The sequence below is a fragment of the Veillonellaceae bacterium genome (genome assembly GCA_025992895.1).
In the GTDB taxonomy this organism is placed as follows: Bacteria; Bacillota; Negativicutes; order Veillonellales; family Dialisteraceae; genus Dialister.
On the sequence record DAJPGA010000001.1, the window covers coordinates 1,164,951 to 1,190,726 of the forward strand.

The window sequence follows — 25,776 nt, forward strand, 5'->3', positions numbered from 1 at the left end:
CTACGGGGCGAGCTCTGACACCCTTAAACCGAACTTCGTTCGAGAAAAGGGAAGACAGCGTTTCAGCGGATTTGGTCACATCCCCTTATTTTGCCGGGCACAATAAAAAAACCGTGAGTTCCGAATGGAATTCACGGTTTTTCTGACAGATGCCAGAGGCTTCTGTATTCGTCTTATTACTTGGAGTACAGTTCGACGATGTTGGTTTCGTTGACTTCGTCTTTGTACGGGAGTTCATCTCTCTGCGGGAATCTGGTCAGAGTAGCTGTCCAGTTGTCGAAGCTCTTTTCGATGTATGGAAGATCGAAGGACTTCAGTTCCTGGAAGGACTGCTTGAACATTTCGTTAGCTCTGTAAGCTTCGCGGAGGGAAATAACCTGGCCGGCACGTACCGGATAGGACGGGATATCAACTCTCTTGCCGTCAACGTTGATCAGTCCATGGGTTACCATCTGACGAGCCTGACGGATGGAACGTGCAAAGCCTGCACGGTATACAAGGTTGTCCAGTCTTGTTTCCAGCAGGAACAGCAGGTTTTCGCCTACGACGCCGGACATTCTCCTTGCTTTATCATAATAGCGGTAGAACTGCTTTTCAAGCAGGTTGTACATCGCTTTAACCTTCTGTTTTTCTGCGAGCTGAACGCCGTATTCAGACTGTTTTTTCTGACGGGTTTCAGCTACCTGCCGTTTTAACGCTTTCGGATGGCCGTAAATGTTTACGCCGAAACGTCTGCTGGTCTTAAAACGGAGATTTCTGTTAGTTGCCATTGTGTGAGTCACCTCTCTAAAAAATTAGCTGCATATTCGAAACAGCTTTTATATTATAATTTGTTTCTGTGTATCTGTCAATGAAATTTCTCTGTATAGAGCGCATTTTCCCTGATTTTTTCCGCATAGAGGGAAAATCCATGGATATTCATCACCTGTCTTTGGATAATACCCATACATAAGGCTTTCCATCCTGCTTGTGAAGACCGACGACCTCAGGCATGAAGGAGGGAAATTCCCTGCCGTATTCCTCAAGGAAGAGGAAGTAGGAAAGGATGTCCCTTGTCCATGTTTCTCCAGCCGCCAGAAGGCAGATGCCCGGAGGATAGGGAAGGACAGCTTCAAGGGCCGTTCTCCCTTCGGCCTCTGCAAGCGGGCATTTTTCGCCGTTTCCTGAAAGCCATAATTGATTGGCTTTCCTTCCCGTCATTGGCGCATCCGGGAAGTGTTCAGAGGAAAAGAGGGTATTGAGGAGAGAAAAGACATTCTTTTCATGAAGGAAATGGAAGAAGCGGGAAGAAAGGTCCCGGATGCCTTCTTCCGGAAGGGAAGAACATTCCGGAAGGATTTCAGAAACCGGCCTGTTTTCCTCGAAGGCCTTTTCCAGATCGGACAGGGCAGAAACCAATCTGTCTGCCTTTTCTTCCTTGTCACCAGGTTCGGCAAGGAAAAGTATTGTGCAGAAATCGGACTTTTCCGGCGTGATGCCTTTGGATTCAAGGTACATGGAAATAAGGGGTGCAGGGATGCCTTCCTTATATTCCTTCAGGGACCCGCTTGTCAGAAGGATCTTACAGGGATCGATCATCGAAAGTCCGTCTTCTGCGTGGGAGAAGCCGTGCCATGCGTAGTCTTTGGAAATAGAGAAGAAAGCAGGATCATTCATGATTTCCTCATCCTCTGCTTCTTCCCATTTCTTTCCGTGAACGATCGGGGGAAGAAAGGGACGGATGAAGTGAAGATTTTTGAGAAGCTTTTTCCTTAAATGGATAGAGAAACGGAAGGCTTCTTCCCATAGCTCTCTTCCGTACTTCTTGTGAATGAGCGCATTCATTTCAAGCCCTGCAAAAAGCGGATAGTAGGGGGAAGTCGAGATATTCATGAGGAAAGCGCTGTTTAAAATATCATCGGGAAGATACCGCTTCTCGCCTTTGATATGGCTGTCTTTCTTGTGGATCTGGGACGTCTGGGAAAATCCTGCAAGCTGCTTGTGGACGGACTGCGTGACAAGGATTCCGGGGTCCTCTGGCCCAAGGGGAAGCGTCAGTACGGCGCTGTCTTTTAAAAGCGGGATGAAATTTTCATATCCTGCCCATGCGCCATCGAAAAGAATGTAGTCACAGAGCGGGCCCAGCTTTTCCAATATCATTTTGGCATTAAGGAAAAGCCCGTCGTACGTGGCAAGTTGCAGGCAGGCAAGGCGGAAAGGCCGCTCCTTTTTGGCAAGGGAAGGATCGATGGCTGCTGCCTTTTTCCTGAGAAAATCAGGGTCAAGGAAGGCAGGATCAAGCGCATCTATGACGCCTTCTCCGTTTCTTTCCGATCCCAGGTACACCGCTCTTGCACCTGCCTGGATGAGGGCGCCCTGATACGTGGATTTATGGTTGTTCCTGTCAAAGAGGACGAGATCATTCTCGGAAAGAAGGGCAGAGGCGCAGATCCTGTTTGACGTGGATGTCCCGCCCAGGACGAAGCGGCAAAGGTCGCTCTGCCAGGCGCGGGCGGCCATTTCTTCAGCCATTCCGGATACGCCCTCATGGGAGGAAGGATCTCCTATGAGGGAAGAGGAATCGGAGATATCGGCGAGGAATGCATTTTCCCCAAGGCCTTTTGTAAATATATTTCCTTCTTCTGTCATTTCGTAAAAAGCGCCGCTGTGATGGCCCGGCGTATCAAAGTCGTCTCTTTCATGCAGGGCATGGGATAGAAGCGCCTCTGTGAACGGAGGGAGTTTTTTGAGCTCATTTTCCGTAAGTGTATGTTCTTTATTTTCCATGGTGCCTCCTGTCTAATGATTTATTATACAATATGAAAAGCCGTTGTGGCGCAGATGTCCGTTTTCTTGTATAATATCTTATTCTTATGTTAATATGTAATGATAAGACGAGATGAAAAATGGGAGGTCCTGGCAGGATGGCTGATTCGGTCAATACGGAATATCAAGTGAATATCCCTGTTTTTGAGGGACCGATGGATCTGCTTCTCCATCTGGTTACGAAGAATCGAATTGATATCCATGATATACCGATTCAGAGCATTACCAGCCAGTACCTGGACTACCTCAATGCAGCCAGTGAATTCGACCTGGAGCTTGGGAGCAGTTTCTTTGCCATGGCATCCACGCTGCTTCTTATCAAATCCAGAGTGCTCCTTCCAAAGAGAAGGCAGGAGGAAACGGGAGATGAGAGTGAGCAGGAAGATCCCCGCGGGGAACTGGCAAGGTCTCTGGAAACATTCCAGATGATCAAGGAAGTGAGAAGGCGTATTTCCGAACTCATGGAAGAGGAACGCCCCTACCATGGGAAGGAGCCTGAAGATGTCAGGAATGCTGCGTTTACCGGAAGCATTCCTGTCGCCCGGTTGCAGGCCGCTTTCTTTGCCCTTTATGATGCAATCCATGAAGAGGAGGAACGCTGGGTGCCTCCGGAAGAGGTTTCCCTTGAAGCGGAGATTGAAACGCTGGGAAGCACGCTGAAAAGACAGGGGAAAGTGGAATTTCGTTCTTATTTTGCAAAACAGAAGACAAGGCTGCGGCTGGCTGTGACGCTGATGGCTCTTTTGGAGCTGATGCGCCTTGGCAAAGCCAGACTCAGGGATACCGCTAAAGGCCTTGTCATTGAAGGGGGAATACAATGAGCAGTCTTGACCGTATGGCCGGCCTTTTGGAAGCATTTCTTTTTGCCAAGGGAGATCCCGTCTCCCTGAAGGAAATGGCAGAGGCGCTGGAAGAAGACTCATTGAAAATAAAGGAAGCACTTCATGTGCTTCAGGAAAAATACGACAAGCCTGATTCAGGCATTACGCTCCATCATACGGGAGCGGGCTGGTCACTCACGACGAAGAAGATGTATGACGAATGGCTCTCCTCCCTTCTGGGGAAACAGAGCCCGCTTTCCTCTTCTGCGCTTGAAACGCTGGCTGTCGTAGCATTCAAGGAACCGGTCACCCGCACGGAAATCGAGAAAATCCGCGGAGTTTCTGCAGGAAGAGTCCTGGCAGGACTCCTTGAAAAGGGACTGATCGAAGAACGCGGGCGTCTGGATGTGCCCGGAAGACCTATTTTATACGGCACGACGAAACGGTTCCTGCAGTGTACGGGTCTTAGTGATATCAGCGAACTTCGGACAAGATGGTCCGGGAAGCTGGATGAAGGAGAATTATTTTGAAAGAACGCTTACAGAAAATTTTAGCACGTGCCGGTATTTGCTCCCGCCGCAAGGCAGAAGAGCTGATTGTTTCCGGCAAGGTGCGCGTCAACGGCAAAGTCGTCAAGGAACTCGGGTCGGAAGCCGATTCGTTCTCTGACAGGATTGAGGTGCTTGGCGAGACTGTAAAGCCGGAGAAGAAGCGCTGGTTCCTCTTTTACAAGCCGGACGGCGTCATTACTTCGGTATCTGATCCGGAAGGAAGAAGGACGGTCATGGATTACTTCAGGAACATCAGGGAAAGAATATTCCCTGTAGGCCGTCTCGATTATCATTCGGAAGGTCTCCTTATCATGACAAATGACGGAGAACTCGATAATATCCTGACGCATCCGAAGCATGAAGTGAAGAAGGTGTACGAAGTCACCGTCAGGGGCAGGTACTCCCCGAAACTGGCGGAAAAAATGTCCAAAGGCGTCCGCATCGATACCGGCGTGACAGCACCCTGCGAAATCGAAGTCATCGGTTATGACAAGGAAAAGAACAAGACGCAGGTCCGCATGACGCTTCATGAAGGAAAGAACCGCGAAATCAGAAAGATGATGGCAGCTTACCATTATCCGGTATTTGAACTGAAACGTGTCAAGTATGCATTCCTGACGCTGGACGGGCTTTCCAGAGGAAGCTACCGCCGTCTGACGAATGAGGAGGTGCAGAAGTTATATGAGCTCGGGAAATAAGACAATCTGCATCATAGGAGGCGGCGTGGCCGGCCTTCTGGCGGCTGTGACCGCAGCTGACGAGGGAGCTTCTGTCAAGCTCTTTGAGAAAATGTCCAAGGTGGGCCTCAAGATGGGCATCACGGGGAAAGGACGCTGCAATCTGACAAACAGCGCACCGATTATGGACTTCATTGCAAAGACGCCCGGAAACGGGAAGTTCCTGTACAGTGCTTATGAAAAATTCAACAATGAAGACCTTCTGGACCTGCTTCACGGCTGGGGCCTCAAGACGAAAGTGGAACGCGGCGGAAGAGTATTTCCTGCAAGCGATGATGCGCAGGAAGTCCGCCATCTTTTCATGGACCTTTTGAGAAAGAAGAAGGTAGAGCTTCATCTGGATGAATCTGTCACCCGCATCCTGACAAAGGACGGGGAAGTATCCGGCATCGTGACGGACAAGGGAAGCTATGGCGCCGGCGCTGTTATCCTCTGTACGGGCGGCTCCTCTTATCCGCGCACCGGCTCGACCGGCGACGGCTACCGTATGGCAAGAGAGCTTGGACACAAGGTCACAGCAATCCGCCCTGCGCTGATTCCTCTTGTCTGCAAGGAATCCTACTGCAAGGAACTGCAGGGACTTTCCCTGAAGAATGTATCCTTTTCCATTGATGCAGGCGGAAGAAGGAAAGCCAGCGAATTCGGTGAGATGCTTTTCACGCATTTCGGCGTAAGCGGCCCGATTGTCCTGATGCTTTCCGACAAGGCATCGCTCTGGCTGTCACAGGGCCATGAGATTAAGGCCTCCATCGACCTGAAACCGGCCCTGACAGAAGACGTACTCGACAAGAGAGTCCTTCGCGATCTGGAAACGTACCATCTGAAACAGATGGCAGGCGCTCTCCAGGATCTGATGCCGCACAGGATGATCGACGTCATCCTTTCCCTTGCCGGCATCGAAAGAGACCTTCCTGTCAGCGATCTCAAGAAGGCGCAGAGAATTGCGCTTGTCAAAACGATGAAAGCCATGCCGCTCACCGTGACGGGGACGCGTCCGATTTCGGAAGCCATCGTTACAGCGGGAGGCGTTTCCGTCAAGGAAATCAATCCGTCCACGATGGAATCCAAAGTGGTTAAAAATTTATATATGGCGGGCGAAGTGCTTGATGTCCATGCATTTACAGGCGGCTACAATCTGCAGGCTGCTTTCTCCACAGGGCATCTGGCGGCGCTTTCCGCAGTAAGGAGTCTGGAAAATGCGTAAATTATCTATTGCGATCGACGGACCTGCAGGTGCAGGCAAGAGTTCTGTCTCCAAAATTCTGGCAGCAAGACTCGGGTATGCCTATCTTGATACCGGCGCCATGTACAGGGCTGTCACATACGAAGTCCTCAGCAAAGGGATTTTTGATGAAACAGAAATCGTCCTCATGACCAATAAGATTGACATGGAAGTGAAGCCTGACAAGGATGCCATGCTTGTCTTCGTCGATGGGGAAGATGTAACGCCTTTCTTAAGGACCGCTGACGTTTCTGCCCATGTTTCCTGGGTATCTGCCATGGCAGGCGTCAGAAGAGCCATGGTCAAGATCCAGAGAAAGCAGGCAGAAAAGGGCGGAATCGTCCTTGATGGAAGAGATATAGGAACGACAGTCCTTCCCAATGCCGATGTGAAGATTTTCCTGACGGCTTCTGCTCATACAAGAGCCATCCGCCGCTGCAAGGAGCTTGCTGCTGCCGGACAGGATGTGACACCCGAAGGCATTGAGGAAGATATCGAAAAGAGAGATTATCAGGACAGCCACAGAGCTGTTTCTCCTCTCCGCCAGGCCGACGATGCCGTTCTTCTTGATAACGGGGATCTGACACTCGAAGAGACCGCAGATGCCATCATCAGCATCTGCAGGGAAAAATTCCCCGGATTTGATGCGTAAGCAGGCGGTATTCAAATGGGATACAAAATTGTAAGGGCTATACTCGATTTCTTTTTCTTCATCGTATTCCGCCTCCATGTGGAAGGCAGGGAAAACGTGCCGGAAAAAGGCGCCATCATTGTAGCGCCCAATCATAAGAGCTACTGGGATCCGCCAATGATCGGGGTTGCTTTCAAGACGCGTATTGTACACTTCATGGCCAAGGAAGAACTTTTCAAGAATCCTGTTTTCGGCTGGGTCATCCGTCAGTTCGGCACTTTTCCGGTCCGCCGCGGCGTGACTGACAGGGCTGCCATCCGTCAGGCTGTCAAGGTTTTGAAGGATGGTTATCCGCTTGGCATATTTGCAGAAGGCACCCGTATCAGAAGAGAAGGTCTTGGCAAGTTCCATTCAGGCATGGCATCCCTTGCTCTGATGACAGGGACGCCCATTCTTCCGGTAGCCATTGTCGGATCCATGCATATGACAAAATGGAGTGCGCATCCGGCTGTCCTCATCGGGAAACCGATCCCGGTCAAAAAAGAAAAGGCAACAGAAGAAAAAATCGAAGCTCTGAATGAACTGGTCAAAAAAGAAATTCTTACTATGGCCGAAGAATACAAGGCAAGATTCCAGAAACATTAATTTTGGTCATTAATCATATCGAACTTTTTTATACATAACATCGATTTCAATCTATAGCGAAAGCGGGGAATGAAGAAAAAACATATGGAAATTTATAGAGCTGATGTCATGGGATTCTGCTACGGCGTCAAAAGGGCAATGAAAATTGCCGAAAAAGCCGCAAAAGACGGAGTAAAAGCCGTAACGTACGGCCCTATTATCCATAATCCGCAGGTGGTCGGAAGACTAGCTGAAGCAGGGGTTCCTGCGGTTAATGAACTGGATGAGGTCAAAGATGAGATTGTTATAATTCGCTCGCACGGAGTGGGCCCTTCGTGTTATAATACACTTAAGTGCAAAAATCTAGCCCTAATGGACGCAACCTGTCCATACGTCAAACGCAATCAGGAAATCACAAGGCAGCTTGTTGCGGACGGAAAGCAGGTTGTACTCATCGGTGAAAAGAAGCACCCGGAAATGAAAAGCGTGGCTGAATGGGCGGTGGGACATTCTTACATGGTGGAAACGATGGAGGATGTAGACGCACTCCCGCCAATGCAGGAAGCCCACATAGTCATACAGACTACGTTTTCGGTTGCTCTTGCTGACAGGCTGATCACTGCCATCAAACAGAAGGTACCCGTGGTACACGTCAACAAATCCATTTGTGACGCAACGATGCAGAGACAGCAGGCAGCGCGTGAGCTGGCGCGGAAAGTAGATGTGATGATCGTCATAGGCGGGCGCAACAGCGCAAATACCGGACGATTGGCAGAAGTCTGCCGCAGTGAAGGCGCCGTAACGCATCACATTGAAACGGCTGAAGAGCTAAAACCAGAATGGTTCCGCAGTCAGGACAAGATTGGCATCACCGCCGGTGCATCCACACCGGACTGGATCATAGAGGAGGTAGTTTGTATTATGGAAAACATGAAGGAAATGCTGGATCAGGAGGAAATGAACCTGGATGTACACAAAGGCAGCGTAGTTGAGGGTAAGGTTATCGAAGTTCTCGATGACAAGGCTTACATCTCCTTTGGCTACAAGACCGAAGCTGTGCTTCAGGCTCATGAATATTCCTACCCGGCACCGGCATCCCTCAAGGATGTGCTGAAGATCGGAGATACACTCCGTGTTCAGGTAGTAAGCGGAGTTAAGGAAGACAGCACGATTTATGTGTCTAAGATTAAAGTTGACCGTCTGGCTGACTGGGATGTTGTTGAAGAAGCATTCCAGAAGGGCGAACCTGTTGAATGCGAAGGCATTGAAGCAATTAAAGTCGGACTGCTCGTTCAGATCAAGTCTCTGCGCGGTTTCATTCCGCTGTCCCAGGGGGATCTGCGTTTCGTACATTCCCTGCAGGGTCTTGTTGGACAGAAGTTCCAGGCTAAGATTCTCGAAGTAGATCGCACAAAGAACAGACTGGTTCTTTCCCGCAAAGCTGTACTGGAAGACCAGAGAAATACAGAAATGGACGAAATCGAAGAAGCTTACCAGAACGGCACCGTTCTGCAGGGCACCGTTAAGAAGATCATGCCATACGGCGCATTCATCGGAATCAACGGCGTGGAAGGACTGCTCCACATCTCCGATATCTCCTGGAAGAAGATTGGCAAAGTAGAAGACGTTCTCAAACCAGATCAGGTCATTGATGTCAAAATCAAATCCTTCGATCGTGAAAAACAGAGAATCTCCTTCACACACAAAGACTGCCTCCCGAACCCATGGGAAACCGCTGTACATGATCACCAGATCGATGATGTAGTAGACGCTAAAGTCGTTAAGATCCTTGAATTCGGCGTAATCGTTGAGCTCGAAGACGGACTGACCGGCCTGCTCCACATCAACGAAATGACCGATGATCACAACAAGAAACCGGGCGATATCTGCCAGGTAGGCGACGATCTGAAAGTCCGCATCATCAACATTGATGAAGGACGCAGAAGAATCTCCTTCAGCCTCGTAGAAGCTCCCGTTCATGACGCTCCGGAAGAAGCTTAATTGAAACTGAAAAAGACCGCCGCCGGCGGTCTTTTTTATATGGCGGGCGAAAATGGAGAAATCAGGGGATAAACCGCGTATTCTTTATCATTTCCTGCTTTATCGCAGCTTTTCTTTGCTTTACGACTTCTCATAGACGGAAGAGGGCTCTTATGGTAAACTATAAACTTGACATCTATAAGGGCAGGGCATACAATTTTTTATAAGGATAAAAATGGGAAAGTGTTGCTATCCTGAATAGAATTTTACATAAGAAGATTACTGGACCAATGAAAGGTCCAAAGGAAAGGACAGGGAATCATGAGTAAACCTCTCGTAGCCATTGTAGGCAGACCGAATGTAGGAAAATCGACACTCATTAATGGTCTGGCGCAGCGGCGCGTTTCCATTGTAGAGGACATCCCCGGCGTAACAAGAGACAGAATTTATTGCGATGTAAAGTGGCTCGACAGAGAGTTCACATTGATCGATACGGGCGGAATTGAATTCAAGGACGAAAGAGACCAGATCTCCAGCGGCATCCGTCAGCAGGCAGAACTGGCCATGGATGAAGCCGACGTGATTCTTTTCGTTGTGGATGCAAGGACAGGAATGACGGCAGACGATGAAACAATTGCAGGACTTCTCAGGAGGACAGGAAAACCGGTTGTTCTCTGCGTCAACAAAGTAGACAGTGAAAACCAGGAAATGGATGTCTATGAATTTTATTCACTCGGACTTGGAGATCCAGTTGGAATTTCTGCCGTCAACCGTCTTGGTTTCGGCGAACTTCTCGACCGAATTACGGAAGGCTTCCCTGCAAGAACGGAAGAGTCTTCTGAAGACATTATCCGCACTGCGATCGTAGGCCGTCCGAATGTCGGAAAATCCACACTGATTAATTCACTTCTCGGATACCAGAGATCCCTTGTGGCTGACGAAATGGGGACGACGCGCGACGCAGTCGATTCCGTATGGAAGTTCAAGGGAAAGACATTCGTGCTGGTCGATACAGCCGGCATGAGAAAGAAGAGCAAGATTGACGAGCCTGTTGAAAAATACAGCGTCATCCGCTCGATCCGCGCTATCGACAACTGCGACGTAGCCATCTTCATTCTGGATGCCGAGGATATGCTGACAGAGCAGGATAAGAAGATCATAGGCTACATCCATGAAGCAGGGAAAGGCCTGATCCTCTTCGTCAACAAATGGGATACGATTGAAAAGGGAAATACAACAAATGTTGAGTTTGAAAAGGAAATCAGAAAAGGACTTCCTTTTGCATCCTATGCGCCGGTTCTTTTCGGATCGGCTCTTACCAAGCAGAGAATCCACCGTCTTGGCGATATGATCTATGCAGTGGCTGAACAGGCAAGCCTTCGTGTTCCGACCGCTGTTCTCAACGACCTTCTCGAAGATGCCAAGATGGTCAATCCGCCACCGGCTCATTCCGGCCGCGTGGCAAAGATTTACTACATGACGCAGGTAGGGGTTCGTCCGCCGACGTTTGTCATGTTTGTGAATGACGCCAACCTGATACACTTCTCCTATGTCCGCTTCATGGAAAACAGGCTGAGAGAAGCGTTCAGCTTTGAAGGGACGCCTATCCGCATTGTTATCAGAAGCAAGAAGGATGGTGGAGACGACTGATGGAATCATTCCTATGGATTGTGCTCTCCTATTTTATCGGCGCAATCCCAAGCGGGTATATCATTGGCAAAGTATTTTACCATGTCGATCTTAAAAAGACGGGAAGCGGCAATATCGGTGCAACGAATGCATACCGTGAGCTTGGCGTCGTTGCCGGACTTTCCGTATTTATCTGTGATTTTTTGAAAGGATTCATCGCCGTTCATCTGGGGATGCCTGATCCGCTCATTGTTCTGGCATGCGCTATTGCAGCCATCGTAGGGAATGACTGGTCCATTTTCCTGCACTTCAAGAGCGGGAAGGGTGTTGCCTGCGGTGTTGGTGCCTTTGCTTATATTTCAGCTCCGGCTGTTCTTTGTGCCTTTGCTGTATGGCTTCTTGTCTTCAAGGCAAAGCACATCGTGTCTTTAAGTTCTATCATAGCTGCCCCTGTCGTAGCTCTTGTCCTTCTCATTGAAGGCGCTTCTGCCGAATATGTCATATTCGCAGCTCTGGCAGCCGTGATTGTTATCGGGAAGCACAAAGATAACATCAAAAGGCTCCTGAAAGGGGAAGAAAAGCCGATTACAAGAGAAAAGAGGTAAGTCTTGTGAAAATAGCTATGATAGGTGCTGGCGGCTGGGGGACAGCTATGATGATTTCCCTTGCCGGCCGTCATAAGGATCTGGTCTTGTACTGCAGGAAACCAGAAACGGCAGAAAAGCTCAATCGCGAGAGGGAAAATAAGGAATATCTGCCCGGAGTTCACCTTCCGGAAGTTATCCGTATTACCAGTGATCTGAAGGAAGCAGTGGAAGGTGCAGGATGCGTCGTCATCTGCACGCCGTCAAAGGCTGTGGCTGATACGGCAGGCAAAATTGCAGAATGGCTTGAAAAAGATGCTGTTGTCGTTTCTGCATCCAAAGGCCTTGCCGATGATGAAGGCCACCGTCTTTCCGAGGTCATTGCCCAAAAGGTGGCAGGGATTACGGACAGGATTGTTGCTTTGTCCGGACCGAACCACGCCGAAGAAGTCGGCGCCGGCCTTCCATGTGCGACCGTTGCTGCCTCTGAAGTGCCCGAAGCAGTCCAGATCGTCCAGGATCTTTTCATGAGCCCTGTATTCAGGGTGTACAGAAGTGATGATATCCGAGGCGTCGAATATGGCGGAGCTTTGAAGAACATCATGGCTCTTGCCTGCGGCGTGCTTGACGGAATCAAATTGGGCGACAACAGCCGCGCTGCGCTGATGACACGCGGACTTGTTGAAATGACAAGGTTCGGCGTCAGATTCGGTGCCAAGATGAATACATTCTTCGGCCTTTCCGGCATGGGAGACCTTGTCGTCACCTGCACGAGCTCGCACAGCCGTAACCATACGGCCGGCGTCATGATGGGCGAGGGAAAGACAGCGAAAGAAATCGTTGAAGGAACGAATATGGTCGTTGAAGGAATGCGTACAGCGCTCCTTGTCCATGAAATTGCCAAAAGAGAACATATCGACATGCCGATCACGGAAGAGGTATGCTGCCTGATCAATGGGGAGCATACAGCAAGAAAGGCATTGGAAGTACTGATGGCAAGAGCCAAGAAAGCAGAGTCTGAAACGTATCCGACGGAATCTCTTTAATCCATACGAATTCATCAGTCTGCCTTGATGTTACCCTTACCGGATGCCGGTAGGGGTAATGCTGTTTTAAAGGATGCCTGTGTTTTCAGCATCTGGCGGAAGAAATTACGCGGGAAAATATAAATTCTTTATGCATGAATGGAATATCTTTCTGAAGAAAGCATAAAAAATTTTATTTCAATATAGTCCGTTTATGCTATAATTTAGCTAAGTGCGGATTAACGGGCTGCCCGTTTGATCCAGAACACTATAAGGAAAATTAAGAATGAGAATTGTAGGCGGCAAAGCAAAAGGTACGATTTTACTGTCCCCGGCAGGTAAGAATACAACAAGGCCCACTCTTGGAAGAGTGAGGGAGAGCATTTTCAATGTTCTTGCTAATGTGGGACTGGAAGAAGCAAAGGTTCTGGATATTTTCGCCGGAACCGGAGCCATGGGGCTTGAAGCCTTGAGCCGCGGAGCGGCAGAAGCTGTCTTCATAGACAGAACGACAAGTGGTATTATCAGGAAGAATGCAGAGCGCTGCCATATGAGCGGGCAGGTGAAGGTCATCGCAAGAGACGTCACGCCGGCCTTGAAGCTCTTAAGCGGCAAAAGCTTTGATTATATCTTCATGGATCCGCCATACCGCAAGGGGTATATCAATGAGATCCTGAAGGAGATACTATCTTGCGGGATCTGCAGTGATGATGCTATTATTGTTGCGGAACACTCCGTGTCCGAAGCACCGGACCTTTCCCTTTTCGAAGACAGGCTTAGCCTGTGGAAAGAGAAGAAATCCGGCGCTATTGTTGTTACTTATCTGCGATGCAGAACTACAGAGGGAGTTTAATCCATGAAATTAGCTATATGCCCGGGAAGTTTTGATCCGGTAACCTATGGTCATCTTGATATTATAAAAAGAAGCGCGCAGATGGTCGATAAACTGATTGTCGCCGCTTTTCTGAACCCGACAAAACATTACATGTTCACCACCGAGGAGCGTCTGGATATGCTTAGGGAAACAACCAAGGATATTCCTAACGTGGAAGTGGATGCCTTCGACGGTCTTCTTAATGAATACGCAGCAAAGAGAGACTGCCATCTTTTGATCAGAGGCCTCAGAGCGTTCAGTGATTTCGAATATGAATTCCAGCGCGCGCTGATGATCAAGCAGATTGCACCGACTCTGGAAACTGCCTTCTTCATGACGGATGGCCGCTATTCCTTCCTTTCCTCGACCGGTGTCCGCGAGCTGGCCCATTTTAACGGGGATGTGAGCAAAATGGTGCCGCCATACGTACAGGAAATGATACACAGGAAAATGAATTCTATTAAGAAATGAGAGGCTGCTTGTTATGGATACGAGAAAACTTCTGGAAGAACTTGAAAATGTAATTAACAGTGCAAATGAAGTGCCGTTCACCAATAAGAAAATGGTGGACAAGGACGAAATTGAAAGACTGATTGATGCCATCAACCAGTCCCTGCCGAACGAGCTTGAAAGCGCCCGCCGCATTGTGGCTGATAAGGAAAGAATCATGCTCGATGCTGAAAAGAAGGCAGAAGACACCGTTGCCCAGGCAAAGGACTATATCGCCCGCATTACAGAAGAAAGCGAACTGGTCAAGCAGGCACAGGAAAGAGCTAATGAAGTGATTTCCTCCGCCAATAAGTCTGCAGAAGAACTGCGCACCAGCTCTGTCACTTATGCAACCGATGTGCTTAAGTACGTTGAAACCAACATGGAAAACGTACTGGACAGCCTGAAGAAGAACCGTCAGAGCCTGATTGATTCCAACTCTGCAGCTGCACGCCAGCAGCAGGAACAGGCTGAAGACAACGGAAATAAAAAGTAAGAAATTACGAAGGAGCAGCAAAAGAGTTCCAGGCGCTCCTGGGACTCTTCTTTGGTATGGATGCAGGCAATGCCTGAAGGATTGAAACAAGGAGCAATCCCATGGAACAGGATCATGAAGAAAGCAGAAGGATGACTATACTCTGCCTATGCATAGGTCTTATTCTTTTAGGGACGGCGCTTTTTGTGTTCGATCCTTTTTCATTGCGTGAAAAGGAGAAGCCAGTCGTCGTGACTGCCGAGGCAGGGAACAATGAAAAGGATGACAAGCTTCTCGTGTATGTCGTAGGCGCTGTCAAAGAACCAGGCGTCTATGAACTCCCGAAGGGAAGCCATTACTATGATGCTGTCAAGGCAGCAGGAGATGTCCTTCCCTATGCAGAAGTGGAAGCTGTCAATATGGCAGCGCCCATAGAAAACAGCATGAAGATTTACATCCCGCTCAACCCTGACCGCAGCGATCCCGCAGCAAGAGGTCTCATCAATATCAATACGGCCGGAGCGAAGGAACTGGAAGCACTCCCCGGAGTCGGCGCAGTGACGGCTGAAAAGATTGTGAAGTACAGGCAGGAAAACGGGTACTTCACTGAGAAGCAGGATCTGAAGAAGGTTCCATCCATCAGCGATGGAAGATATGCAAAACTGGCGGATAAAATTACTCTATGAGTATGAAGTACGGCCTGTTCTGGAGTGCTCTCTGTCTTTCATTCGGCATATTTCTCTACGGCAGCCTTCCTCTTTATGAGGGAATCGCAGCTGCTGCCGTCTTTTTTGTGCTGCCTGCCTTAGCAGCCATCAAAATAACACATAAAAAAGAAGCCGTCCTTATTTTGTGCGGCGCTTTTTTTATTTCCCTTTGCGGAATGGGCCGCATGCATCTTGCTGACGAAGTATGGAAGGCGCAGCCATCCTGGGCGCTTCATGCCGAAGGGACGTATACGGCTGTCGTGACAGAGCCTCCTGTCGTCAACCGGGAAGGGGAAGGGTATGCCAGGTATACTGCTGAATTAAAGGATATCCGTTACAAAGACGGCACAGAAAAGCCGCTTAAGGGGTTCGCCTATGTTTATGAGACAAATCCTAAGGAGATTTACGGGCCGGGCGTGAAACTTTCCGTCAAAGGGGAAATGACGCCGATCAGGATTTATGACAACCCCGGGAAAATCGATCTGGAAAGCAGGTACAGAAGCCGCCGCATCCTGGGGCGCATTTATACCGAGGATGAAAAGTCAGTCAGATCCCTGGGCGATTCCGGAGAATACCGGGCCGAAAAGGCAGCTGAAATCATCAAGGGAAAGGTCATGGATACCTTTGCTCCCTACATGGATCCCGTCAGGCTCCACATCATGATGACGCTCCTTTTTGGCGGCAGCTATAATGAGATCCCGGAATCGGTCATGAGCTCCTTTTCCGCGACGGGGATCGTCCATATCCTTTCCGTTTCGGGATCGCATGTGGCGCTTCTCTTTGGCTTCCTTTACTTCCTGGGAAAATGGATGCACCTTCCAAAGAAGCTTGTTATTGGCGGAGCCATCATCCTTGTTCTTTTCTATTCAGGGCTTGCCGGATTTGTCCCTCCTGTCCTAAGAGCCGCCATCATGGGAATCCTTTCTGTGGCCGGCCTTTTCTTTGACAGGGAGAAAACAGCCATCAATATTTTAGGAGCTGCTGTTACAGGGATGCTTTTGTGGGATCCGTTTTTCCTCTTTGATGTGAGCTTCCAGCTTTCCGTCGGTGCATCTGCCGGTATCCTGATATTTTACAAGCCGCTTCTTACCTTCTTCAAAAGATTTCCCCGTCTTCCCGTGCAGGTGCGGGAGGGGACGGCGCTTTCCACGGCGGCGCAGGTATTTACTATGCCCATCGTGCTCTATGACTTTCATGTATTCCCGCTGTTTTTCATTCCTGCCAATCTCATTGTGACGCCGTTCCTAGAATGGGTCATCATTGCAGGGCTCATGGCATCCGTCATCGCATTGATCTTTACGCCCCTTGCGGCAGGGATTCTCTATGTCTCGGATTACCTCTTATGGGCAGGCATCCGGATGAACCAGTGGATGTCAGGCTGGCCGAAGGCATCGATCGGCATCGGGGGACTCAATACTGCAGAAACAGCCTGCTATTACATTACAGTTGCTTTTCTTTACTTCAGGGAGAAAATCCTTGCATCTAAAATATGGAGAAGAATTTTTATGCTGATTCTTCCCTTAAGTACTGCAATCGTCATTTTCCTCTGGATTTCTGCGCCGTCCACATATGTGCTTGTCCCCGAGCTCGGTCCGGATCAGGGGGCTGTTCTTGTAAAAGACGGCAGAAAAATACTATACTATAAGAGCGGCAGCCTTGCTTCCAGGACTTCCGTCTGGGAATGGAACTCCCTTCTCGGATATGAGGGCATTTTTGCAGCCGACATCCTTCTGCTGAATCTGGAAGACGCCAAAAATCCCATTCCGCTTTCCATGACGATCCCGATCAAGGAAATCTGGGTGACGGGAGGCGATCCGGAGAAAACCTGCCGCGAGCTTTTAGCCGGTCAGCAGGCGCACGTCCGCATGATCCGGGGCGGCAGCGCAAAAGTAGATGATATGGTTTTCAGGACAAACGGAAGCAGCTGGCTTGTTTCCTTTGATGGAGCCGGTGTCCTTTTTTCAGGAAATAAACTGCTTTCGGATACAAAGTATCCGCCGCGCCTCTTCTGGATGGCAGGAAGCAGGAAACAGGCAGATTCCCTGACGGAAGAAGAGGTATCCACGATTCATCCTGAGGCAGCTGTCTATGCAGGAAGCAGGTTGACCAAATCCTATGAGGATGCGGAAATTTTTGAATATATGGGAATCGCTTCGGCCAATGTCTATGAGGATGGAATGCAGACGGCGGTTTTCAGGGAAAAATGGGAATTAAAAGGTAAAGGTCTATGGCGCTGAATGAAGTAAAGAAGAACTGTTACTTCCTCTACGGGGACGACCCGGTTCTTCTTAATGAGAGAAAGTCAGACATATTAAATACATACTTTAAGGGAAATCCGCCGGAACCCGCTTACTTTGAGGGGAAGGGAAGCTTTGAGGAATACAGGAATGCCCTTTGCGGGCAGTCCCTTTTTTCATCAGATACGGCAGTCCTGATCCAGAATCCGTACTTCCTGAAAAAAGCCGTAAAATCTGAAAAGGAAGAAGAGCAGCAGAAGGAATTTCTGGAAACAGCAAGAGAACTCCCCGAAGAAACGCTCCTTATCATCCTTTTTGAAGGAAAGCCGGACGCAAGGACGAAGGTTGTCAAAGAGTTGAAAAAATTCTGCGTCTCGGAAGAAATGAGCTTCATCAAGCCGGATCAGGCAGCCGGCATCATGGCACAGATCCTGGGGGAACGGGGGAAGCGCTTTGAACCGGAAGCAAGGGAATATCTGGAAGAAGTCCTGTCCACATGGGAAAATGTTTCCCGTCCCCTTCTTGAAGTCGAGGTTGAAAAAATTGACCTGATGACGGGAAAACGGGTGACAGTCCCCAAGCGTGTTCTGGAGTTTTCACTTCCAGGATACGTGAATCAGGGCGTCTTTGCTTTTGCAGATGCACTCCTTTCCAAGAAGGTCAAGCAGATCCTGGAAAGTACAGACAAGGTGTTCAAGGATACTTCGACAGAAATCAGCGGGCTGGGCCTTATTTCCTCCAAGTTCAGGAATATAAAGATCCTGAAGGAAATGGAAAGGGCAAGGATGCCTGAATCGAGAATCAGGGAAGCGCTCGGCATGCGCTCTCCTTATGCATACCGCTATCTGAAACGGGATGCGGATAAAGTCACCGAGAAGGATGCAGAATGGATGCTTCTTGGAATTTTTAATTATCAGCTGAAAAAGAGAATGGGGGACAGAGACATGAGTCTCAAAGATCTTTTTCTGAAATATTGTATGGAACGAAGGTAGAATAGTGAGCCGGCTTAAAATAAAAAGAATAGCGGGGGCTGTTTGCGCTGTCATAATCCTCACAGCAGGAGCAGCGCCTTTCCTTTGGGCCGGAACGGACAGAGTCATTCCGGGCGTAAGGATCAACGGAACTCCCGCAGGGGGAATGAGCAGGGAAGAACTGGAAACTCTCATGCATGATAAAAATGAGGAACTGAAGACGGACGTGCTGGCTGTGAAAAGCACGGACGGCGTCATTGACGAAACATGGAAATTTTCTGATTTTTCTGTTCATTATAAAGATGATGAAATCGATAAGGCACTCAAAGCAGGCCGCGATGGAAATATAGCTAAAATCTGGTATGACCGCTGGCATGCCCTTGTCATGGGAGATGCTGTGCACTGGACGGCATCCTATGATAATGGGGCGCTCGAGAATAAGGTCAAAACGCTGGCTTCTGAATACGGAAAGCCTCCTGTCAATGCAGCGCCTTCTTTCCATGGAGACGGGTCTGTCACCTTCTCCGGAGGCCGTCCTTATCTCAAGTTTGACGAAATGGCGCTCCTGACAGATGCAGGAAGGATCCTGTCAAACGGAATAAGCGGGGAAGCGGATGTTTCCGTCCTTGATGAGAAGAAACCGGATTTGACGGAAAAGGAAGCCAAAGAGGTCAATGTTGTCCTTGGAAGGTACACCACGGAATTCGGAATCAACGGAAACCGTGACAAGAATATTGAAATTGCGGCAAAGAGCATTAAGGGCGTCTACGTGAAGCCCGGGGAGTCATTCTCCTATAATCAGGCGACAGGCGCAAGATCGAAGGAAAACGGCTATCAGGAAGCGCCGGTCATCATCAATGGCAAGCTTGAACCCGGCATAGGCGGAGGCGTCTGCCAGGTAAGTACAACGCTCTTCAATGCGGCGCTTCTTTCAGGCCTTGAAATTACGCAGAGAGCCAATCATTACTCGCCCATCCACTATGCGCCGATCGGCAGGGATGCGACAGTCGCTGAAGGCATCATTGATTTTGCCTTCCATAATGATCTGAAGCACGGCGTTTATCTATACTCAGACTATACGCCTGGAAGCGTCACGATTTATATCCTTGGAAACAGGGAGGACAAGCCGTCCTATGTGGATATTTCTACGGACAAGAACGACGTGATTCCGAATAAGACGAGAACGAAAATAGATCCGGCGCAGAAAGAAAAGAAAAAGACAGACGAGGGGCATGACGGACGCCATGTCGTCACACAGAATGTCAAATGGGCTGATGGAAGGACGTATCATGATACGTTCTATTCCGATTATGATCCCGTGGATACAGTCATCACGTACAAGAGCGAAGCTGACCGAAAGGCAGATGAGGATAAGGCAAAGTCTGAAGGTGATGATAAAACGGAATAAGCCCGACCGCATGAAATGCGGTATAATGATAGGCGATTTTCTATTGAAGGAGGAGCAGGGTTAATGGGCAAGTACCAGCTGAAATCAAGAAAGGAAGGTTCCGTCATCACGCTTCTTGAAGTGGATACGGAATGCAGAGCCTGGTATGTCAAAGCTGATGATAAAGATGCTGCTGTAAAAACGCTGATATCCATGGGTGAATCGATCCGCTGTCTGGAGTCCATCTACGTCAACGGGGATGACATGACCGAAGATATATTAAGCGCTTTTTCAGCTGCCAGAAAGACTTCATATCCTGAAGAATTCATGCCAGAGAGCGAGGCGGATGATTTTGCGCCGCAGGACTCATACATGCCGCCTGAAGCAATAATGCCGGATGATGTGCCGCCGCCGGACGAATACGGATATGAGGAAGCAGGCGCGGCTCCTCTTTCGCCTCTCCCTTCAGCAGAGGAAATAGAGGCAGCCGCTTCACAAAGCGGCAGGGAGGAGGCATCTATCGCAGATGAGAGGCCTTCTGAATTTGCAATGCCTGATATTCTTCCCGATCTTGCAAGCGTCCTTCCTAAGAGTGCATTTGTCTCCTCTCCAAAGAAGAATGCTTCAGGTGCTGTCAATGGCATGTACCTTGGCAAGAAACATATTACAGGAAATCCCGTTGAAATCCGCACAATCACTGATGAGGCAGACGGTGTCGTTTTTGTGGGCACTGTCATTAATTGTGAAATGAGAGAGCTTCGGAGCAAGAAGAAACTCTTTTTGATGAGCCTTGCCGATGAAACGAACGGCATTCCCTGCAAGAAATTCTTTGACCGCCCGGAAGAGGCAGGCGGGCTGGAAGAACTGAAGGCCGGGATGGCAGTCAAGGTGCGCGGCAACGTACGCTTTGACAAGTATTCAGGCGGCCTTGTCCTTGAACTGCAGCAGGTGGAAAAAGGAGAAATCATCAAGATCGACCATGAAGACAATTATCCGACGCCACGCGTAGAGCTCCATCTCCATACGAAGATGAGCCTGGACGGACTGATCGATAATGAAGAAATCATCAAGACAGCCGCCAAGTGGCATCATCCTGCCGTTGCAATTACAGACCACGGCGTCATACAGGCTTTCCCGAAGATCCAGGATCTGGCGGACAAGTACAAGCAGAAGGTCATCTACGGCATGGAAGGGTACATGATTGAAGATATTCCTGCCGATCCCGATACGGACAGGCAGCAGTACAACCATATCATCATCCTGGCCAAGAACGTCACGGGCCTTAGAAATCTCTACCGCATGGTCACGCTTTCCCATCTGAAGTTCTACAGGAAACGTCCTCTGATACCAAAGCCGATCTTAAAGGAACTCCACGAAGGGCTGATTTACGGTTCGGCCTGCGTCATGGGCGAATTCTTCCGCGCTGTCCTTGCCGGAAAGAGCGATGAAGAACTGATCGAGATGGCAAAGTTCTATGACTATCTGGAAGTACAGCCTCTTGGAAATAATGAATTTCTGATCAATGACGACAAGTTTGCCGAAGTCAATTCGGAAAAGGATCTGCAGGATCTGAACCGGAAGGTCATTGAAATCGGCGAAAAGGCAGGACGGCCTGTCTGCGCCACGTCTGATGCGCATTATATGTTTGCCGAGGATCAGAGAAACCGCGATATCCTTCTTTCCAACTGGGAAAAGCCGGGTAAGATTGAATCCCATCCGCCGGTCTACATCAGGACGACACAGGAAATGCTGGATGAATTCAGCTATCTTCCCAAAGAAAAGGCGCTTGAAATCGTCGTGGAAAACACGAGAAGGATTGCAGACGAATGCGAAGTCCTCCATCCTCTTGCCGAGGAATGGAAGTCTTACAACCCGAAAATTTCCGGTGCTGATGAAAAACTGGTGGAAATGTGCTATTCCAACGCCAAGGCTATTTACGGAGACCCGCTTCCCAAAGAAGTGCAGGAGCGCCTGACACTGGAACTGACGCCTATTATCAAGCACGGTTACGGCGTCCTCTACTACATTGCTCACAAGCTGGTAAAACATTCCAATGACAGAGGATACCTGGTAGGTTCACGAGGATCCGTCGGTTCATCCTTCGTTGCTACCATGTCCGGCATTACGGAAGTCAATCCGCTTCCGCCGCACTATGTCTGCCCGAACTGCCACTGGACGCATTTCTATACCGACGGCTCTGTCGGCGGCGGCTTCGACCTTCCTGACAAGGCATGCCCGGAATGCGGCCATCCGCTCAACAAGAACGGCCATAATATTCCGTTTGCCGTTTTCCTCGGGTTCGATGGCGATAAGGTTCCTGATATCGATCTTAACTTCTCCTCTGGGGATGATCAGGGCGTTGCCCATAAGTACACGGAAGAACTCTTCGGCCGTGACAACGTTTTCCGCGCAGGAACCATTGCAGGCATCCAGGACAAGACAGCCTACGGCTTCGTCAAGAAGTATGCAGAGAACAGAGGGCTTACCTTCAACGATATCTTCATTGAAAAGCTCTCTGCCGGCGTGGCAGGCGTCAAGAGGACGACAGGCCAGCATCCGGCAGGTATCATGGTCTGCCCGAGGGATATGGATATCCATAACTTCACTCCGCTGCAGTATGCGGCCAATAAGAAGTACCTGAAGGATGAAGAAGGAAACCGCATCCCCGGCACCATTACCACCCATTTCGATTATCATTCCATCTCGGGACGTATGCTCAAGCTGGATATCCTGGGCCACGATGATCCTAAGGTCATCCGCATGCTCCAGGATATCACGGGCATCGATCCGCTTAAGATTCCATTTGATGACAAGAAGACATTGTCTCTCTTCAGCTCCACCGAAGCACTGGGACTTACGCCGCAGCAGCTGGGAGCCGTGATCGGGAACAAGGGAATTACCGTTGGGGCCCTCGGGCTTCCTGAATACGGGACACCTTTCGTCCGCGGCATGCTGGAAGATACCAGGCCGAAGAATTTCTCCGAACTGGTACGAATTTCCGGGTTTTCCCACGGGACCGACGTATGGCTGAACAATGCGCAGGATCTGATCCGAAGCGGCACAGTCAAACTGGAAGAAGCCATTTCCACACGAGACGACGTCATGAACTACTTGATCGAACATGGCGTAAGACCCCTGACTGCATTCAAGGTCATGGAAAATGTCCGTAAGGGCAAGGGGCTTGAAAAGGGCGGCTCCAATAACAAGGCAGAGCTTGATGCTGCCCATGTGCCGCAGTGGTTTATTGATTCCTGCCTGAAGATCGGCTACCTCTTCCCGAGAGCCCATGCCGTCGCTTACGTTATGATGGCATTCCGTATCGCATGGTTCAAAGTGTACCAGCCGCTTGCTTATTATGCGGCATACTTTACCATCCGCGCAGAAGGGTCTTTCAATGCACCGGTCATCCTGAAAGGGCTTGAATCGCAGAAGGCGGAACTCGCCCGCATTGCAGCGCTTGAACATCCGACCGCCGTCGAGAAGGGCAATGCCACTGTTATTGAAGTCGCTGCGGAAATGTATCTTCGCGGCATGGAATTCCTTCCCATCGATCTTGACCGCTCGGATGCATCCGAATTCAAGATGGTGGACGGAAAGCTCCTTCCTCCTTTCAACTGCATTCCTGCTTTAGGGGATGCCGTGGCAAAGGAAATCGTACGCGCCAGGGATGAGCATCTTTTCACATCGAAGGAAGATTTGAAGAAACGCGGCAAGGTCAGCCAGAGTATCATCGACACCATGGATTCCATGGGCATTCTGAAAAATATGCCTGATGAGGAACAGATCAGCCTGTTCTCCTTCTAAAACAGAGTACACAAAAGGGGCTTTAGCAAAATGAACAGTCATTCTGCTAAAGCCCTTTTCTGTTGAATTATTTTCCGGAATCTTTTTCTGTAAGATCCAGATTTCTAAGAAGCACTTTTCTTCCTCTCCATGCAAAAGCATATTCCCTCATTTCCTTGTCAAAGGAACGATTGGAATAGGATTCCAGTTTCTCACGGGTAAGGAAGGGAAGCCTGTTTTCCCTGATTTCGGGAAGAGGGGAGACGGCAGCGTTCTTATTGAACGGGCAGCAGAGCTGGCATTCGTCACAGCCGAAAATAAGAGGCGTCCTTGCAATGATTTTTTCCTCCTCTTCTGTCAGCGCTTCCTTTTTCTGCGTCAGGTAGGATTTGCAGTGCCATACATCGAAGGAATCCTCGCGGATGACATGGCCCGGGCAGTGATAGAGGCACTCCCTGCATTCGCCGCAGGAAAGGTCAAGCGGGGAATCAGGAGGAAGTTCAAGCGTCGTCAGTATGGATCCGATGGTGAAGAAGGAGCCGTACTTTGGATTGATGATGCAGTGATTCTTCCCGAAAAATCCAAGCCCTGCCGCATAGGCAAGCCAGCGGTCGACCATGGGGGAAGTATCGGCAAGTCCCCTGAATCTTGCTTCCGGATATGCATTTCTCATCACGCCGATGATACGGTCAAGGTAGGACTGGATCATTTTGTGATAATCAAGCCCTCTTGCATACAGCGCAATATTTCCTTCCTCCTTGTGGGATGGACGGTAGGGGAAAAGGATGACAAAAAAGGAGCGGCTCCCCGGAAGGAGGGCTTCCGTATCTATCCGTTCCTTTATGTCATCGGGCGCAAATGGTATGGTTCCCGCTTCAGTAAGCCTTTCTGAAAGTTTTTCAGAAAAATTCACCGATGCTGCGCCGCAGGCATCGAGCTGCAAAGACGCAGCCGTTTTGACTAAAAGTTCTTTTGCATTCATTCATAACCTCATGAAAAAGGGACGAAATACAATCATGCTGCCTGCCTTTTTTCAGGCCTTCAGCAATACAGGGACGTTCCCTTCTTCGTGTCATTCAATAAAAAGAAGGCTGTGAATAAATGATTGCACATTTTGTCACAGCCTCTGTGTTTATTTAACCATGCGCTTGGAAAGAAGCTCGCTGACTTTTTCCGTCGGCATGTCGTCACTGTCGTAAAGGAGCCCTTTCGGACTTTTTATGATGAGCCTGTCCATCAGATTCTGGGCAACAAGATCATTCGTTGCAGAAAGGAAGGAGAGGCATGCTTTATCATGGAATTCCTTGGTGATCAGGCGGGAGAGTCCAGGTGCTTTGAGTCTCTGCTGGAGGAAGAGCTGATGGATGGCCTTCCAGCTTTCCTTCTTGGGGCAGGCCCTTAGAAGAACGCAGATGGTATAGCCTTTTTCCTTCAGGTAGCTGATGTAATTCATCGTGTGCGATACATTTTCCAGCGATCCTTCCTGAAGGATGTTGTAGCCTTCTTCTGCCGCTTTCTTCATCGTAAGGTCAGACAGGTACTGGCCCTGGGCCATGGAGAAGCAGGCAGCGTACTGGCCGTATTTCTTCAGAAGCTGTTTGTAGCGCGGATGGAAACCGCGGAAGTTGTCGCTCATGGACTGGATGATATCGCCGTCATAGTCTTCAATGACCATGGATGACATGCGTGTTTTTCCTGATCCGGGCTGGCCTGCGATGATAAAGGCAGTGGGATGTTTTTTATGGCCCGTCTTTCCTTCAATGACAGAAGGCCAGACCGTCTTTTCAAAAAAATCATCCATTTCAGCAGGATCGAACCTGCTTTCCTTTTCAATGGCCTGACGCGTCAGCTTGGCGCTTGTCACAGGACGGAAAATCTGATCCTGCACGTATTTCGTTTCGATGGCATAAGCTTCCCTGAGCATGCCGACTTGCGCAGACATAGCAAGACCATGTCCCTTGCGGAGTTCGATCAGAGACATTTCATGGATGGTCATACGCCAGAGCTTATAAAGGCGCGCCTCATCTGCCGGCTGTATGGCCTTCTCACCTTTCAGAGTGCAGAGCAGGTTGTGAATGGTCTGGAATATTTCCGCATTCACCTCAAGCTGTATCCCCATAGGGGTAATTTCTGCCGATTCACTTAGTTCTTCGATGGTCCGCTCGTCATAGGGCATAGCCTTACCAACTCCTTTTATTCATTACATGGAATCATCTTTTCCAATCATAGCAAAGCATGGTGCTT

At 49.3% G+C, this 25,776-nt stretch carries 22 protein-coding genes; 18 read left to right on the top strand and 4 right to left on the bottom strand.

Translation table 11 applies throughout. From position 1 onward, the window contains the following. Positions 1–176: 176 nt before the first annotated feature. Positions 177–770 (bottom strand): 30S ribosomal protein S4, encoded by a 594-nt coding sequence (gene rpsD, locus OIM03_04850; GenBank protein HJI73606.1) that lies wholly within the window; start codon positions 768–770, stop codon positions 177–179. 151 nt (positions 771–921) lie between these two features. Next, positions 922–2,766, bottom strand: coding sequence for an ornithine decarboxylase (locus OIM03_04855; protein HJI73607.1), 1,845 nt, complete (start codon positions 2,764–2,766; stop codon positions 922–924). A 137-nt stretch (positions 2,767–2,903) separates the two neighbouring features. On the opposite strand from OIM03_04855, the gene OIM03_04860 reads away from it, so the two are divergent. The 18 genes from OIM03_04860 to OIM03_04945 all read left to right on the top strand — a co-directional run bounded on the left by OIM03_04860 (position 2,904) and on the right by OIM03_04945 (position 23,553). Further along, entirely contained in the window at positions 2,904–3,626 is a 723-nt protein-coding gene (locus OIM03_04860) for a segregation/condensation protein A (protein ID HJI73608.1), read from the top strand. Then, positions 3,623–4,156, top strand: a complete 534-nt coding sequence (gene scpB, locus OIM03_04865; GenBank protein ID HJI73609.1) for an SMC-Scp complex subunit ScpB — start codon at positions 3,623–3,625, stop codon at positions 4,154–4,156. Before OIM03_04860 ends, scpB begins: the two co-directional genes overlap by 4 nt. Then, positions 4,153–4,875, top strand: coding sequence for an rRNA pseudouridine synthase (locus OIM03_04870; protein ID HJI73610.1), 723 nt, complete (start codon positions 4,153–4,155; stop codon positions 4,873–4,875). Before scpB ends, OIM03_04870 begins: the two co-directional genes overlap by 4 nt. Next, a complete protein-coding gene (locus OIM03_04875; GenBank protein ID HJI73611.1) occupies positions 4,859–6,118 on the top strand; it encodes an NAD(P)/FAD-dependent oxidoreductase in 1,260 nt (419 codons plus the stop codon). Before OIM03_04870 ends, OIM03_04875 begins: the two co-directional genes overlap by 17 nt. Then, positions 6,111–6,788: a (d)CMP kinase gene (cmk, locus tag OIM03_04880; GenBank protein ID HJI73612.1), complete on the top strand. Its 678-nt coding sequence runs from the start codon at positions 6,111–6,113 to the stop codon at positions 6,786–6,788. Before OIM03_04875 ends, cmk begins: the two co-directional genes overlap by 8 nt. Positions 6,789–6,803: 15 nt before the next feature. Next, the gene (locus OIM03_04885) at positions 6,804–7,412 is read left to right on the top strand and encodes a 1-acyl-sn-glycerol-3-phosphate acyltransferase (protein ID HJI73613.1); all 609 of its coding nucleotides are present in this window, start codon (positions 6,804–6,806) and stop codon (positions 7,410–7,412) included. Positions 7,413–7,496: 84 nt separating this feature from the next. Next, on the top strand, positions 7,497–9,392 hold the full coding sequence (locus OIM03_04890; protein ID HJI73614.1) for a bifunctional 4-hydroxy-3-methylbut-2-enyl diphosphate reductase/30S ribosomal protein S1: 1,896 nt from the start codon (positions 7,497–7,499) through the stop codon (positions 9,390–9,392). A gap of 300 nt (positions 9,393–9,692) precedes the next feature. Beyond that, on the top strand, positions 9,693–11,021 hold the full coding sequence (gene der / locus OIM03_04895; protein ID HJI73615.1) for a ribosome biogenesis GTPase Der: 1,329 nt from the start codon (positions 9,693–9,695) through the stop codon (positions 11,019–11,021). Then, positions 11,021–11,605 (top strand): glycerol-3-phosphate 1-O-acyltransferase PlsY, encoded by a 585-nt coding sequence (gene plsY, locus OIM03_04900; GenBank protein ID HJI73616.1) that lies wholly within the window; start codon positions 11,021–11,023, stop codon positions 11,603–11,605. The genes der and plsY overlap by 1 nt, the downstream gene beginning before the upstream one ends. Positions 11,606–11,610: 5 nt before the next feature. Then, positions 11,611–12,630, top strand: coding sequence for an NAD(P)-dependent glycerol-3-phosphate dehydrogenase (locus OIM03_04905; GenBank protein HJI73617.1), 1,020 nt, complete (start codon positions 11,611–11,613; stop codon positions 12,628–12,630). 265 nt (positions 12,631–12,895) lie between these two features. Further along, positions 12,896–13,462, top strand: a complete 567-nt coding sequence (gene rsmD / locus OIM03_04910) for a 16S rRNA (guanine(966)-N(2))-methyltransferase RsmD (protein ID HJI73618.1) — start codon at positions 12,896–12,898, stop codon at positions 13,460–13,462. A 3-nt stretch (positions 13,463–13,465) separates the two neighbouring features. Continuing rightward, a complete protein-coding gene (gene coaD, locus OIM03_04915) occupies positions 13,466–13,954 on the top strand; it encodes a pantetheine-phosphate adenylyltransferase (protein ID HJI73619.1) in 489 nt (162 codons plus the stop codon). A 13-nt stretch (positions 13,955–13,967) separates the two neighbouring features. Next, entirely contained in the window at positions 13,968–14,468 is a 501-nt protein-coding gene (locus tag OIM03_04920) for an ATPase (protein ID HJI73620.1), read from the top strand. Between the two features lie 101 nt (positions 14,469–14,569). Further along, positions 14,570–15,133 (top strand): ComEA family DNA-binding protein, encoded by a 564-nt coding sequence (locus tag OIM03_04925; GenBank protein ID HJI73621.1) that lies wholly within the window; start codon positions 14,570–14,572, stop codon positions 15,131–15,133. Next, on the top strand, positions 15,130–17,391 hold the full coding sequence (locus tag OIM03_04930; protein ID HJI73622.1) for a ComEC/Rec2 family competence protein: 2,262 nt from the start codon (positions 15,130–15,132) through the stop codon (positions 17,389–17,391). Before OIM03_04925 ends, OIM03_04930 begins: the two co-directional genes overlap by 4 nt. Beyond that, positions 17,382–18,383: a DNA polymerase III subunit delta gene (gene holA / locus OIM03_04935; GenBank protein HJI73623.1), complete on the top strand. Its 1,002-nt coding sequence runs from the start codon at positions 17,382–17,384 to the stop codon at positions 18,381–18,383. Before OIM03_04930 ends, holA begins: the two co-directional genes overlap by 10 nt. 145 nt (positions 18,384–18,528) lie before the next feature. Then, positions 18,529–19,770: a VanW family protein gene (locus OIM03_04940; protein HJI73624.1), complete on the top strand. Its 1,242-nt coding sequence runs from the start codon at positions 18,529–18,531 to the stop codon at positions 19,768–19,770. A 63-nt stretch (positions 19,771–19,833) separates the two neighbouring features. Then, positions 19,834–23,553, top strand: a complete 3,720-nt coding sequence (locus OIM03_04945) for a PolC-type DNA polymerase III (protein HJI73625.1) — start codon at positions 19,834–19,836, stop codon at positions 23,551–23,553. A gap of 67 nt (positions 23,554–23,620) precedes the next feature. Here the strand turns inward: OIM03_04945 and queG are convergent, their stop codons facing one another. Together queG and OIM03_04955 are read right to left on the bottom strand one after the other, a co-directional pair. Further along, positions 23,621–24,514, bottom strand: a complete 894-nt coding sequence (queG, locus tag OIM03_04950) for a tRNA epoxyqueuosine(34) reductase QueG (protein ID HJI73626.1) — start codon at positions 24,512–24,514, stop codon at positions 23,621–23,623. Positions 24,515–24,664: 150 nt separating this feature from the next. Continuing rightward, positions 24,665–25,708 (bottom strand): zeta toxin family protein, encoded by a 1,044-nt coding sequence (locus OIM03_04955; protein ID HJI73627.1) that lies wholly within the window; start codon positions 25,706–25,708, stop codon positions 24,665–24,667. Between the last annotated feature and the right edge of the window lie 68 nt (positions 25,709–25,776).